The sequence below is a fragment of the Chthoniobacter flavus Ellin428 genome (genome assembly GCF_000173075.1).
In the GTDB taxonomy this organism is placed as follows: domain Bacteria; phylum Verrucomicrobiota; class Verrucomicrobiia; order Chthoniobacterales; family Chthoniobacteraceae; genus Chthoniobacter; species Chthoniobacter flavus.
Genome location: NZ_ABVL01000022.1, coordinates 50,529 through 64,643, shown reverse-complemented (window position 1 = coordinate 64,643; position 14,115 = coordinate 50,529). Strand labels below are relative to the sequence as shown.

Below are 14,115 nucleotides of genomic sequence, written 5' to 3'. Positions count from 1 at the left end.
AGTCTCTGCCTGCTCGACCCGATTCCCGAGGCTCTGTATGCTCCTTTCAATGGTGCCTAAGCGAAATGTAATTTCATTAATCTGCATCCTTGTCACTCCCTTTGCGGTACTTACCGAGGCAAGGGCGGATGCGGATGTCTTCGTCGTCAACTCGTCCGGCGGCACCGTCGGCGAATACACCACGGGTGGTCAGGTCATAAACTCATCCTTGATCACCGATCCCATAACCATAAATGATCCGCAGGCGATTGCGGTTTCCGGTTCGAATCTCTACGTCGTTAACTATGGGAATGGGACGATCAGCCAATTCACGACTTCGGGGTCTCTTGTGAATGCAGCCCTCATCTCCGCAGGACCGTCGTCAGGAATCAGTGGGCCGTATTCGATCGCCGTTACACAACAAAACATATTCGTTGGGAGTGGCCACGGCGTTGAGAAATTTACTCTCTCGGGGGCGACCGTAAACAGCACGTTTGTCACCGGTCTCTCCGCCCCTAGAGCGATGACGGTCTATGGGAATGATCTATTTGTCGCTGACAGCAATTCCGGGACAATCACCGAATTCGATACCAATACTGGTATGGAAGTCGGCTCAGGCCCTTTAGTGTCCAACCTGTTTTTTCCGACAGGAATCGCCGTAGCCAACGGACATATTTTCGTTTTGGATGACCAAAACATTCGCGAATACACGCTTACTGGCGCGTTGATGAATGCACAGTTTGTTTCTGGCCTGACTGCCACTCCAAAAGGTTTAGCCGAATACAACGGTACGTTGTACGAGACGAATCTAACCGGTGGAACTATTGGGGAGTACCGGGAAAGCGATGGTACACCCGTAGGCACCGGAACGCTGATATCCGGATTGCAAGAGCCTTTTGGAATTGCGATCGTCCCAGAGCCCACAGTAGGAGCGTTTCTAAGTTTCGGAGCCTGCTTTTCGCTCTTTATGCGGCGCAGGCGAAAATCCTGATCCGACCTTTCCAAAGGATTCCCGTGGATCGAGACGCTTGAGATATTCGGAAGTCGTTATAGCGTCGACGTCATCGGCGTCAGAAATTTTCACGAAAAGCGATCGACGCCGGGACGGCGTCGCTACAGATCACGGCTCCGCCGCACCGCGCGCGGCGGAGGCGCCGCAGGCCTGCGAAGAACCCGAGCGCGCCAGCGAGCCATAGAGCCATCCCCGGCTCTGGCGCGAAACACCGGTGGCGACTTCGCCACTGTGGTCCTCTCGATCAGCGTGCGCACCGTGGAGAAACACGTCGAGACCGTCTATCGCAAGCTCGGTGTCGAAAACCGCATGGGAGCCGTTCTCCGCGTTCTGTCGAGCAAGGCGCGGGATTGAGCTGTCCTGACAGGGATCATTTCCCCGCCACGGGCCGGCGCGTAGCGAGGTCGAGCGTGTCGCCGGGATTCAGGAAGAAGTAAGGCTTTCCGTCGGGACCGGGGGTGTAGGCGTGATCGGTCACGGCCACTTTGCTCGGGCCAATGACCCGTGCGCGGTCGCCTTGCACGATGAGCGCGGTGCCCTCGTCGATGCCCAGGCCGAGCAAGTCAGGATGCGCGGCGATCACCGCCTGCATGTCTCCTTCGCGATGCCGTGTGATGATGTGCTGGTCGATCGCGGTGTTGCGCAGAAAACCAAATGCTTCCTCGTGTCCTTTGGCCATCATGATCAGGTTGCCTTCCGGTGCGCCGCGGACCATGTAGCTGCCTTGAATCGTCGCCCCAGCCGAAGAGCCGCCGATCACTCCGCCCCGGGCCAGCACACCACGCAATTCGGTGAGGGTGCGCGTACCGAGATAGGCATCCGCGAGGCGCCACTGGCGCCCGCCGTCGATCCACACGGCGTTGGCCTTGGTCAGCGGTTCGACAAAGGCGGCGCTATCGGCCACCGCACGGTCGCGAGTGTGCAATACGGTCACGTGTCTCGAGCCCGCGCGCGTGAGGAAAAACCGCGCGACATAAGGTTCGCCCCAATCTTCGCCCGGCTCGGCCGTCGGGATGACGACAAAATTCGCATCCACACCCCCCGCAAGCCGGATGAATTCCTGCAAAGTTTCCCGTCCGAGTTTGCCGCCGCCGTGGATCAAGAGCGAGCCATTGGCCGGACCGACCTTCGGTTCCGCCAGGGCACTGGCGGCGAGGAAGGTGAACAGAATCGGGAGCAGGAAAGAGATGCGCATGTTCGAAAGGGGGGAATATCCTTTTGCATAACCCGGAGACACGGAAATCAAAAGACGCGTGTTTTTCGGAACTGCTGGCCGTCCCACTCCGCTGGGACGCAGGGGCGGTATTGCCTGGCTATAAGACGGCGCCGGAGCGCCGTTATTGCGCAGCGGCGCCCGCGTGATCCGGCTCTCCCACTCCCTCCGCCGGGAGATCAAAAACTGATGATGAAACGCAAGCCGCCAGCGAGCGCATTTGGAATCGTGTGCATAGCGCCCGGATTGATGATGTATTGGATATCCGGCTGAACCGCGAAATGATCATTCAGCGTGCAAAGGTACGTCGCTTCCAAAACGTGCTCGTGATGCGACGGAACCGGGGAGCCATCGGGCTGCTGAAGCAAGCTGCTCAACCGCTCATAAATAAATGCCACGCCGAGGATATCCTTTTGGCGATGCGCAATCGGGCCGGTGTAGTTCAGCCCGGCGTCAAAGTAGAACGTCACCGGGTTGCGATCCTTCTGCGCCGTGCTGATGCGACCGAAAGCGGAGAGTCCGCAAAACGGCTCTTTCGGCTGGTAAGATTCGCGGTAGAGCTGCTGGTCGACTACCCCCCACCAGGCGCTGGTGCCATGGTGCGGCGAACCGCCCTGATTGTCGCGAAACAGGCCCGCATCATAGTACGCACCGATCTTGTATTTGCCCTCGAGGATCGGCGCATCCTCGGTGCCGGCCCGGATATATCCGAACTCGAAGAACGAGAGCGGGCGGGCGCCGCCGCCGAAATTGTAGCGCAGCCCATGCTTATTGTCGCCATCCTGCGCGCCCGGATCATCACTCACCATCATCGCCTGGAAATACCACGACGCCGTCGGACTGACCTTGAGCCACACGCCGGGTGACGCCACGGGATAGGCCGGGTCAAAGATATTGTGCGAGACCGTGCCCAGTTCGCCGAAGACGCTGTTCACATAGAGGGCGGCATTGTCCGAGATGAAAAAATTGTTGTCGGTGGTCAACTGCCCGACTCGAAGGGAGACGTGGTGATTGCAGAAATCCTGCTGCACCCAGGCTTCGAACAAGCGCCAGCTATCGTAGGCGTCGATGTTGCTGAGAACATTGTAGTCGTGGACGTATTTGTTGGTCAGTCCCAACCCGTGCGGATACTCCACGGCGAAATACAGGCTGCTGCCGTGCCATTTTACGACCTTCTCCAGATCGATGTTCAGGCCGAGTTTCAACAAGCCCTCGTATTCCGCGCCACGACCGGTCCCGCCGGCGAAATTGGCGAACTCCTCTCCCCAGTAGTTGAGAGAGGGCGTGAACCCGGCGTCTTTCAAGGGCTGCAGGGGATCGTGCGCGGCGGCACCCGGCTGTGGTTCGACTTCCTGCCCGCCGAAGGCCGGCGTCACCGCGGCTAGCAACAGCGTGGCGACGACCGAGCGGGAAATTCCTTTCGCCTTCGACGCAATCCCGTCCAACCGGCTGACGCCGTATTGCGGGATTGTCGACAGGCGCGTCTTCATTGGAGATCCGCAGGGGAAGGGCTGCGTGTCCAAGGCGCGTGGTTACTTGCCGGGAGGCGAGGACTTGTGCTCGCTGTGGCAGGCCTTGCAGTTTACGGCTTCCTTGTAGTGCGCGGTGGCCTCGGGCTTCTTCTCCACCACTTCCTCGGTCGCGACGATGAGCTTCTGGACCTTTTCCTTGTAGGCCGCCTGTTCGCCCTTCGGCGGCTTGGTGTCGAGCATCGCCTTGTAGAGTTCGAGCGTCTTCTTCACGTCCGCCTCAGGCGCGGTGCCGTCGAGGATTTTGTCGCTGAGCTTTTTTTCTCCCTTGGGCGCCTTGTGGGCAAAGTCCATGGCGTCCTTGATCGGGTTGGTCTGTTCTACGGCGAAGCCGATGGAGGTGGCGACGGCGACGAGCGCACTAACGGTGAGGAAACGGGTGTTCATGTGCTGAGGTTGGGCGTGGAACTAGCGAGCCCCGACCGCAACGGCGAGCAAATTGTGCGCAATTCCGAGCAAAGGAGAGCACCTCAAAACGCCTATCCATTTGAGCGCAGAGAACGCCGAGAACGTAGAGGGCTGCAGAGGGGGAACGGATGAGGGCGTAAGACGGGCGACTCGATAGCGCGCGTCGAGCTCCAAAGCCGCGTAATGCACTTTGCTCGTCCTTCATCCTCAATCTTTCCTTTTTCTCTCCCTCCGCGGCCCTCTGCGTTCTCGGCGTCCTCTGCGTTAAAATCGGCTTTGGCCAACTACTGCGTCTTCACCGCGCTCACGTCGTAAACGCGCGTGGTCTTTTCCTGGCCGTCGACGAAGAGCAGGCGCCCATTCGGGCTGAAGGCCAGCGCGGCGGGCGCGCCGCTGAAGCCGAGAAAATAGTCGAGCTGTTTGCCCGTGTGATAGTCCCAGAGCTTCACCGCGCCATCAGCGGAGGCGCTGGCCAGGATGGGCATCGACGGATGGAAGGCGAGGGCGCTGATTTCGCTATCGTGGGCGCGGAAGGCAAGCTGCTCCTGGAGCGTTGCAGCTTCGTAGATGCGCACCGTCTGATCCGATCCGCCGGTGGCAACGATGGCTCGGCCGGGGGACACGGCCAGTGCGTTGACCCGAAAACGAGAGTTCACCGTCCGCAGCGTTTTGCCGTTGCCGGCATCGATGAGCACGAGGTCGTTTTCGATTTCATCCGCCTTGAGGGTGCGGGCGTTGAGGGCCACGAGATGATGCTCACCGCCGGCAAAGACCGCATGCTCGTAACGTCCCACGACCTTGAAGACCAGTTCGCCGGTTTTTACCGAATAAACGAGCACCCCACCCGCCTGAAAGACCGTGGCCAGGCGCTCGCCGTGCGCATCGAAATCCAAGTCGAGAATGCGGCCACCCACCGATTTGCTCAGCTTCTCCACGATGTTGCCGTTCTGCACGCTCATGATTTTGAATCCGAACGGCTCGCTTCCGATATTGCGTGCAAGAGCGAAAAGGCCGGTCGGCCAATGTACGGTCGCGAGGGAATAATTGTTGGCGAACGTCGGCGGCACTTCGGTGACCCTGCCGCCGGCGCCCAGGTCGTAACGCGTGAGTGCCAGTGCCTTGCGCGCAAGCAACACGTTGTCGGCCAGGAAACATCCGGACCAACCTTGGTCGGAATTCTGCACCAGCTTGAAGACTTCGCGGCCGGTCGGGATACGCCAGAGCCGCGGCGGATTTTCCTGCGTGAGCAGATAGCCGCCGTCCCCATTGAAACTCCACGGAGTGGGCGCGCCACTCTTGAACCCGAAGAAGCTGCCCACCCAGGTCAGCTCGCCGGAATTCCACAGCTTCAACGCCCACCGGCCGTCCCGGGGTTTGCCTTCGTTTCCCATGGTGAGCAGGTAGCCGTCCGTCGTCCAGGCCACCGCGCGCAGGTTATTCGCGTGCAACTTGCCGCGCTGGTACTCGGCGCCCGTGCTGGCATCGACCAGGAGCAATTCGCCGGGCTGCGTGCCGAGCGCCACGACCTTCCCATCCGGGCTGAGTGATTGCGAAAAGACGAACGCGGGCAGGTGGCTGATTTCGCTGCCATCCTGCGCCTTCAGGATCGTGAACTGGCGCGAGTGCGAGTTGCCCGCGACGAAGAGCCGATCGCCATTCGGATGAATGATCACACTATTGAACTGGCCGACTTTCTGCCAGCGCGTCGCCCCAGTGTGGGTATCGACGAGCAATAGCTCTGTCCGGTCATTGGGCGGCCCGAGAAGGGCGGCGAAGAGGCTGCCATCTTGCGTCAGGCTGCATTGATGAATGATTTCGCCGGGGAGCGTGACGGATTTCAGGCGCGCGCCGTTGCCGATCTCGTACAGCTCGACCTGCGCCGGCGAATTGCGGCCCACGGCGAGCTGCCGGCCATCGCCGGAAACGACCAGGATCTTAATACCGGAGCGTCCGGTCTTGATCGTCCTGATGACTTTCCGGCTGGCCACATTGGCGATGGCGATGTCCGCCACGATCATTGGCCAGCGCGAATTGCGCCGCGTGGCCCGGGATTCCGGTGAGGGCGACCGCGGTCTCGAAACCGGGAAGCTTGAACTCGCCGAGAGACGCGTCGCGTTTGGCGGAGAGATAGTGCCAGTTCTGGTCGCGCAAATCGGGTGGGCAGGCGTCGAGGGCCATGGCCATGGCAGCAACGTCGCTGCGATGGAAGGCTTCATCCGCCATGGTGATCTGCGATTGGGCGAGCGCGCGACGCGCCACCTCCTTCTCGGCGATGGCCTGGTGTTCGCTACGCCGCGCCTTCTTCTCGCTGGCGTGCAGGTTGACGATGAACCAGACACCGAGCGCAGTGATGATGAGCCACGCGATCGCCAAGGTGCTAAAGACGCCCTTGTTGCGATTGATGAGCAGACGGATCTGCCGCCCGAGCGTGGCGTTTTCCGCACGCGTGGCGAAGCCGTTTTGATACGCCTCGATGTCGCGCTGCAACTCGCCGACGTTGGCGTAGCGTAGCGTTTTTTCCGGCGCCATCGCCTTGCGCACCACCGCGGCCAGCGATTCCGGCACCGAGCCGCCAGGAAGATGGCGCGGGCGCCCTTGGGGCACGGGAAGCGAGGCGCCATCGAAGTCCGCCACCCTGGAAATGATCTCCGCGCTGTTGTGTCCGGTGAAGGCGCGCTCGAGCGTGAGGATTTCGAAGAGGATGACGCCGAGCGAAAAGAGATCGCTGCGCGGATCAAGCTGGTCGTGCTCGCCGCGGGCCTGCTCGGGGCTCATGTACTGCGGCGTGCCGAGGATCGCGCCGGCCATGGTCGCCGAAGAAATGGAATGCCCAATTCCATCTGCGCTGGACGCCGCCTCGGACGCCGTCGGCGTTTCGTCATTCGTCATTCGACCTTCGTCATTCAATACCTTCGCCAACCCCCAATCCATCACCAGCACCTCACCGTACTTGCCGAGCATGATGTTCGCGGGTTTCAGATCACGATGGATGACACCGCGCGCGTGGGCGAAAGCGAGGGCGTCGCAGAGCTTCTGGAAAATGGTCAGCAGCGCGGCGAGCGGGTAGCGCTTCACGGTCTCGGCGACGCCTTCCTTGAGCAACTGCAGCACACGCTGGAGGGTGATGCCCTCGACCATCTTCATCGTGTAGAACGGCTTGCCCTGCTCGTCCACGCCGAGGTCGTAGATGGGGACGATGTTCGGATGCTCGAGCCGCGCGGTGATGCGCGCTTCCGAGATGAAGCGCAGGGTATCGTGCGCGTTGCTCGGGCGCAGCATTACCTTCATGGCCACCGTCCGGCGCGTGGCGCTCTCCCGTGCCGTGCGCACGGCTCCCATGCCACCGCGGGCGACTTCGCGGCCGGGCTCGAGCCTCTGCGCCTGGCGCTGCGTGAGGTGCAATTGCCGCTGCAGCTCGTCATCACCACCGCCTTCGGGCCGGGCGCTGTCGAGCGGCCCGAGCGGTTGTGGGCTGGGCGGCGTGTAGATCGAAGCCGGGATGGTCGGTGGCTCCGCCTCGAAATTGAGAGTGAGCACATTCGCACCGATGCGCAGCTCCGCGCCCGGCGGCCAGGGCGCAGCGCCGGTGATGGCTCTCTCATTGAGATAAGTCCCATGGGCACTGCCGAGATCCTCGATCGTAGCCGGGCCATCGGTCGACAAGCGCAGCCGCGCGTGTTGATCGGAAACCGCCGCGTCGTCGAAACGAAAAGTGCAATCCACTCCGCGCCCGAGGAGGTATTCGCCCGGCGGAACCGCCCGCCGCGCCACCTCCACGCCATCGATGGCCACGACGATTTCTGCAGAAAGCGCGTTCATCGAGACAGGATTCCTTTCCAAGTCGCCGGGCGCGGGGCGCGGTGGGAAAAATCGGCGGCGGGATTCATCGGAGGATGGATAGGGAGCCTTCCAGTATACGGGGCTCGCGCGCCTTGCAAAGGCTTGGGCATTGCCGGAATTTCTTCGCCGTCGGCGGCGGGCTCGCTATGCTCTGCGGCCATGTTCTCCCTCTTTAAACGGAAAGCGCCTCCGGCGCCTACGGAGACCACTTTCAAGACACGCGTCGCGCGTTTCTGGGAATGGTACGCGAGTGTGGCGGATCGTTACTACCGCACCATCGAGGAAAAGCGCGTGGAAGAACTCGCCGGGGAAGTCAGGCAGCACGTCAACCAGGTCATCCCTGGCCTCGCCTGGGTCTTCGGGCCCGGCGCCAATGAGCAGGGGCATTCGCTCACCGTGTCCGCGGAAGGCAATCCGCATTACGAATTGCTGGCCGCGTATTGGCAAAAGCAGGCGCCGAAGCTCCCGGGTTGGACCTTTTACGGCTCACGCCAGCCGTCGCAGCATCTGGACACCGCCCAGCTCAAAATCGGCGAACACCTTTTCGAAGGCAAAGCGTTCTGGCTCACGCCGACGGTCGACGCCGACCACCAGCGCCTGAATCTCACCGCCTGGCATCCGCTCTTTCCGAAGCTGGATGATCGCACTCGCTGGATGGTCCTCTTTCTCATGCTGGACGAGGCGTTGGGGGAAATCGGCACGCAAAACTGGATCGGTCGCGTCGAGATGAACGACCAGAATCTCGCCGGCGCCATGCCCCTCACCGAATTGCGCACCTACCTCGAGCGCGTGCACGCCCAGCACCAGTGGAAAAAGGGCGGCCCCGGCGAATCGGTCACGCTCTACCGTCTGAATGAAGAGCGACCCGGTGAATTGCGCGGAGACATCTTCGTGGGCTCGACCGCGGTGAAGGCGTTGATTGGTGAATTCTCCGCGGCGAATGGGCAATTGAAAGATCCGCTCGCCGGCACCGGCGCGGACTATGTCTACATTGCCTTCGATATCGGTGTTTTGCCGAAAGGCAACGAAGCCAATGCACGTGGGGAAATCGAGGATGCGCTCATGGCGGTGCTCGGGCCAGCAGCCGGCGGCCAGGTGCTCGGCGGCGCGATGGGACGGTGCCACGCCTATATCGATCTCCTGCTCTTCGATGGCGCGAACAGCATCAACCTCGTGCTCGATGTCCTGCGCAAACGGAAGATGCCCGCGGGGACTTCGCTCAACTATTTCGCCCACGAGAAGCGGGGGCACCGCCTGATCCTTTAAACGAGACGCGCGATGAAAGAGACCTCCAAGGCGATGCGGCGGCGGCAGAAATCCGATCAGCCGGTGGATTGGAAATCGGTTTTCGTCGGGCGGGGATTGGATGTCGGTCCGGGCGACGATCCGCTCGTGGTGGGATGGTTCGCGGGCATTCGTGAGATGTTCTTCTTCGACAAACCGCACGGCGACGCCAACCGGCTCTCCGCCTACTTCCCGCCCGAGTCTTTCGATTTCATCCACTCCAGCCAGAGCCTCGAGCACATGTTCGATCCCACGGCCTGCGTGAAAGATTGGCTCACGCTGGTCAAGAAAGGCGGCTGGCTCATCTGCACCGTTCCGTCATGGGAGCTCTACGAAGGCATGATCTGGCCCTCGCGCTTCAACTGGGATCACAAGAGCACGTGGAGCCTGTCGCTGAATGGTTCGCCCGCGCCGATTCACATCCATGTGCCGAATTGGCTGGCCACGCTCAAGGACACGGATCGGGTGATCCAGAACTATCACTATCAGCTCTGCGACGGAGGCTATAACTACCGCATCGGCCCGGCCATGGACCAGACGATCCCGCCGAATGGAGCGGAGGCGTTTATCGAGTTTGTGGTGCAGCGGTAGGGACAGGCTGGCCACGATTGTGGCAAATTTGTAACCTGTTAGCTCGCAACCCCGTCAACTTCCCGGGGTTTTGCCGTCTCCACCCATGAAACCTTCCCTCCTCCCGTTGGTTCTCGCCCTCTCCACCACCGCTGCTTTCGCGGATGACATCGGCGTCAAAGTGCGCCTCGGCCTGGAAGACAAAGAAGCGACCGATTGGTCCGGCACCGTCTCGGTCACGCCGGGCAGCGTAAGCCTCATCGGCGGCTGGCGTTTCGCGCAACAGGACAAGGTCGACGGCACCAGCGGTTGGGCGTGCCGCACCCGGCCCAACACGGTCGCCAACCGGCGCCGTTCGAACAATCCCGGCAAGGAAGCCACCCGCCCGGCCAATGCGGTGACTTCACTCCCACTCGGCGACAACGGCGTGCTCATCACTTTCACCGGCGTGACGGAAGATTCGCACGTCACGATCAAGACCAAGCAGGGGGAATTCACCTTCGCTTTTTCGGAAATCACTCCCGGCAAAATCGTTCCGGAATTGAACGGCGCGGTGGAAGTGGAGCGCACGGCCGCAGCCCAGACTTTCACCACCGACGCGAAAACCGACGAAGATTACCCGAGCGGCGCGGTGGCGGCCGACGGCACGGTGTGGACGGCGTGGCAGAGCTTCACCCCGGGATTGGATCGCGCCGAGCGGGCAAGAAGTTACGATAAGGAGCCGGCGGACCTGAAATTCCTCGCGACCCCTCCGGGTGGCGATCAGCTCTGGCTACGGCCCCTCAACGGCGAAGCGATCGCGATCACGCAAACCGGTCGCGATATTTACAAGAGTGCCGTCGCGGTGGATGGCAGGGGGCTGGTCTGGGTCATCTGGGCGGAGAATGCGGGTTACAAGCCGTTCCCGGACAACCCGCGCTCGAATTTCGATATCTTCGCCCGCAGTTACGACCCGAAGACGAAGAAGCTCAGCGAACCGGCCCAGCTTTCGGATTCCCCGGAGAATGACGTGTGGCCGGTAGCGGCGACGGATAGCGACGGCCACGTGTGGGTGGCGTGGCAGGGCGCCCGTGAAAATGTCTTCCACATTTTCCAGCGTCACCAGACGAAGGATGGCTGGAGTCCGGCGGAACCGGTGAGCACGCAGAAGCGCAACTGCTGGGCCCCGGCGATCGCGACCACCGCGGGCAAGGTTGCCATCGCGTGGGATACCTACGAGAAGGGCGATTACGATGTCTGGATGCGCGAATTTGCCGCCGGGAAGGCAAGTGACGCGCGACCGGTGGCCGACACGCCGGATTACGAAGCGCGGCCGGCCATGACTTACGACAAGACGGGCGCACTGTGGATCGCCTGGGAAAAGAGCGGCCCGACGTGGGGCAAGGACTGGGGCGCGCTGGTCAAGGACAAGGGCATTCCGCTGTATCGCGACCGGCAGATCGGTCTCGCCGTGCTGAAGGATGGCCAGTGGATGGAGCCGGAGGGGTCCTTCAAACCCGTGTTGCCGGGCGCGGGCGGACCGCGCAAGCGCCAGCGCAATGCGCGTGTGCCCGCGCTGGAGCCGGGTGCCGAATCGCGCAAAGCCGGCCAGGAAGCGGAGGCGACCAAAAATTTCCCGCACAACAATCTCGCGCGCATCGTCTGCGACAAGGGCGGCCGCATCTGGCTCTTCTGCCGCTCGCGGCAAAATGATTTCCGCACCCCGCTCGGGTCGCTGTGGTTCGACTGGGCCTGCTACACCGACGGCGATCACTGGACTGGCCCGCTGCTCATGCCGCACAGCGACAACCTCATGTACAACGTGCCCGTGGTGTTGCCGACCGGCGAGGGGCTCACGATGGTCCATAGCAGCGATCACCGGCAGGATCGGCATATCGTGAAACGCGGCAACGGCCCTGGGGGCAACCTTTCGCTGGAGGCCGAGAACGATCCTTACGACAACGATCTGTACGTGTCGCACTTGCAAGCCACCGGTCCGGCGCAAGCCGCGAAGTTAATCGCCGCCAAGGTGCAGCCCGATCCGCAGGCCGGGCCGTCGCCCGCCACGGTGAAAGAACGGGAGGATATCGCCAATGTGCACGCCTACCGCACGGAATTCGACGGCAAGAAATTGCAGATCGAGCGGGGTGAATTCCATCGGCACACGGAGATCAGCGGCGACGGCGGCAATGACGGGCCGCTCGAGGATATGTGGCGCTATGCGATCGACGTGGCCGGCATGGATTGGCTGGGCTGCGGCGATCACGACAACGGCGCCGGGCGCGAGTACCCGTGGTGGTTGACCCAGAAGACGACCGACGCCTTTTACCTGCCGGGCGCTTTTAACGCGCTCTATACCTACGAGCGTTCGGTGCGCTATCCCGAGGGGCATCGCAACGTCATCTTCACCCGCCGCGGCATTCGCACGCTGCCGCGCCTGCCGATCTCCCTGCGCGACAATCCCGCGCCGGCGCCGGACACGCTGATGCTCTACAAGTATCTGCACTTCTTCCACGGCATCTGCGCCTCGCACACCAGCGCGACGGACATGGGCACCGACTGGCGGAACAACGACCCGCAGGTCGAGCCCTTCGTCGAAATCTACCAGGGAGCACGGCAGAATTATGAGCGCCCCGGTGCCCCGCGCAGCCCCACGGCGGATGACGCCATCGGCGGTTGGGAGCCACTCGGCTTCGTGAATCTCGCGCTGAAGAAAGGTTATCGGCTCTCATTTGAATCGAGCAGCGATCATGGCAGCACGCACATCAGCTACGCGCTGGCTTATGCGGAGAATTCTTCGCGCGAAGCCATCTTCAATGCCATGCAGGCGCGCCACGTCTACGCCTCGACGACTAACATCGTCGCGGATTTCCGCTGCGGCCCGCACATGATGGGCGACGAGTTCACGACCAGCGAGGCGCCGAAGTTCAAGATCCACCTCGAAGGCACGGGCGCTTTTTCGAAGGTCGTCTTCGTGAAGGACGACGAGGAGATTTTCACCGCCACGCCGAACTCGCAGAAGTGCGACGTCGAGTGGACCGATCCGAAGCCGGCCGCCGGCCAGACGAGCTACTACTATGTGCGCGGGGAACAAGCCAACGGTGAGCTCGTGTGGGCCAGCCCGATGTGGATTAAGTTTGAGCCGAAGAAGTGAGGCGGCCATTCTGGGTCGTCTGGCTGGTGCTGGCGCTGCTTTCCAGAGCGGCGCTGGCGCATAATCTGGATACGAGTTACGTGCGGTGCGTGGTGACGGATGACGCCGTCGAATTGCGTCTGACCTACGATGTCTTCACGCTGCTGAAGATCACCGATCTCGACGCAAATCACGATCAACGGCACGCCCGTGAGGAACTTCGCGCGGGCACACCCGCGATCCAGCGGTTCCTGCGCGAGCACGTGCTGCTCGAGATCGACGGCCAGCCGGCTGATCTCGGCACGGGACTCGAAGCCCTGTGGCCCAACAAGGACGTCGCCGCGATCGCCGCGCCCGACTGGCACGCTGCGGAGAGTCTCATCGTGTTTCCCTTTCGCCGGACGGTCTCCACTCCGCCACACGACATCGCACTCACCTTCACTTTCTTTTCGCAACTCGGCGCGCGGCACACCGTGTTGGGTGTCTTCGAACATCACGGCCAGACGCAGGAAGTCACCTTCACCGAAGGCGAACCGGATTATCTATACGATGCGAGTTACACGCCCTCGGCGTCCCAGCTGGCATCGCCCAAGGAGACCATTCCGGCCGCGGTCAGCCGCTTCCTGAAGCTCGGCGTCGAACACATCTTTCTCGGCTACGATCACATCTGCTTTTTGCTCGCCTTGGTCGTGGTCGGCCGGTTGCGCGATCTCGTGAAGATCATCACGTCATTTACCATCGCGCACAGCATCACGCTCATCCTCGCGGCGTTGAAGATCGTCACGCTCCCGCAGCGTTTCATCGAGTGCGGCGTCGCGTTGACCATCATCTATGTCGCCGTCGAGAACCTGTGGCGGAAGAACGTCACGCATCGCTGGATGCTCACCTTCTGTTTCGGCCTCATCCACGGCTTCAGCTTCGCCAACGTCCTCGCTGGACTCGGTCTGCCACGCGAAGCCACCATCCGCTGCCTGCTTTCATTCAACGTCGGCGTCGAGCTCGGCCAGCTCGCCATCGTGCTCGCGGCGATGCCATTCATCCTCATCATCTCCAGGCACCGCTATGCGCCACAGGTGAAAGCGTTAATCAGCATCGCCATCGCCCTTTTCGGGGTCGGCTGGTTCATCGAACGCGCCTTCGGCCTCAGCTTCATGCCGGTGTAGATTGG

At 61.8% G+C, this 14,115-nt stretch carries 11 protein-coding genes; 6 read left to right on the top strand and 5 right to left on the bottom strand.

The features are described from left to right. Window positions 1–49 precede the first annotated feature (49 nt). Window positions 50–970, top strand: a complete 921-nt coding sequence (locus CFE428DRAFT_RS25535) for an NHL repeat-containing protein (RefSeq protein ID WP_006982577.1) — start codon at window positions 50–52, stop codon at window positions 968–970. 252 nt (window positions 971–1,222) lie between these two features. After that, window positions 1,223–1,345 (top strand): LuxR C-terminal-related transcriptional regulator, encoded by a 123-nt coding sequence (locus tag CFE428DRAFT_RS36760; RefSeq protein WP_006982576.1) that lies wholly within the window; start codon window positions 1,223–1,225, stop codon window positions 1,343–1,345. 16 nt (window positions 1,346–1,361) lie between these two features. On the opposite strand, the gene CFE428DRAFT_RS25530 is transcribed toward CFE428DRAFT_RS36760, so the two are convergent. From CFE428DRAFT_RS25530 to CFE428DRAFT_RS34480, 5 genes are all read right to left on the bottom strand, one after another. After that, a complete protein-coding gene (locus CFE428DRAFT_RS25530; RefSeq protein ID WP_006982575.1) occupies window positions 1,362–2,186 on the bottom strand; it encodes a cyanophycinase in 825 nt (274 codons plus the stop codon). 197 nt (window positions 2,187–2,383) lie between these two features. After that, entirely contained in the window at window positions 2,384–3,694 is a 1,311-nt protein-coding gene (locus tag CFE428DRAFT_RS25525; protein ID WP_006982574.1) for a carbohydrate porin, read from the bottom strand. Between the two features lie 42 nt (window positions 3,695–3,736). Beyond that, on the bottom strand, window positions 3,737–4,120 hold the full coding sequence (locus tag CFE428DRAFT_RS25520; protein ID WP_006982573.1) for a hypothetical protein: 384 nt from the start codon (window positions 4,118–4,120) through the stop codon (window positions 3,737–3,739). 305 nt (window positions 4,121–4,425) lie between these two features. Beyond that, complete coding sequence (locus tag CFE428DRAFT_RS25515) at window positions 4,426–6,153, bottom strand: WD40 repeat domain-containing protein (RefSeq protein WP_162145314.1); 1,728 nt, start codon at window positions 6,151–6,153, stop codon at window positions 4,426–4,428. After that, window positions 6,077–7,960 (bottom strand): protein kinase domain-containing protein, encoded by a 1,884-nt coding sequence (locus CFE428DRAFT_RS34480; protein WP_006982571.1) that lies wholly within the window; start codon window positions 7,958–7,960, stop codon window positions 6,077–6,079. The genes CFE428DRAFT_RS25515 and CFE428DRAFT_RS34480 overlap by 77 nt, the downstream gene beginning before the upstream one ends. Window positions 7,961–8,140: 180 nt before the next feature. Here CFE428DRAFT_RS34480 and CFE428DRAFT_RS25505 point away from each other — a divergent pair, with 180 nt between their 5' ends. The 4 genes from CFE428DRAFT_RS25505 (at window position 8,141) to CFE428DRAFT_RS34475 (ending at window position 14,110) form a co-directional block, all read left to right on the top strand. Continuing rightward, window positions 8,141–9,247: a hypothetical protein gene (locus CFE428DRAFT_RS25505; RefSeq protein WP_006982570.1), complete on the top strand. Its 1,107-nt coding sequence runs from the start codon at window positions 8,141–8,143 to the stop codon at window positions 9,245–9,247. Window positions 9,248–9,259: 12 nt separating this feature from the next. After that, the gene (locus tag CFE428DRAFT_RS25500) at window positions 9,260–9,856 is read left to right on the top strand and encodes a class I SAM-dependent methyltransferase (protein WP_006982569.1); all 597 of its coding nucleotides are present in this window, start codon (window positions 9,260–9,262) and stop codon (window positions 9,854–9,856) included. Between the two features lie 85 nt (window positions 9,857–9,941). Continuing rightward, window positions 9,942–12,968, top strand: a complete 3,027-nt coding sequence (locus CFE428DRAFT_RS25495) for a DUF3604 domain-containing protein (protein WP_006982568.1) — start codon at window positions 9,942–9,944, stop codon at window positions 12,966–12,968. Continuing rightward, complete coding sequence (locus CFE428DRAFT_RS34475; protein ID WP_006982567.1) at window positions 12,965–14,110, top strand: HupE/UreJ family protein; 1,146 nt, start codon at window positions 12,965–12,967, stop codon at window positions 14,108–14,110. The genes CFE428DRAFT_RS25495 and CFE428DRAFT_RS34475 overlap by 4 nt, the downstream gene beginning before the upstream one ends. The last annotated feature ends 5 nt before the right edge of the window (window positions 14,111–14,115 follow it).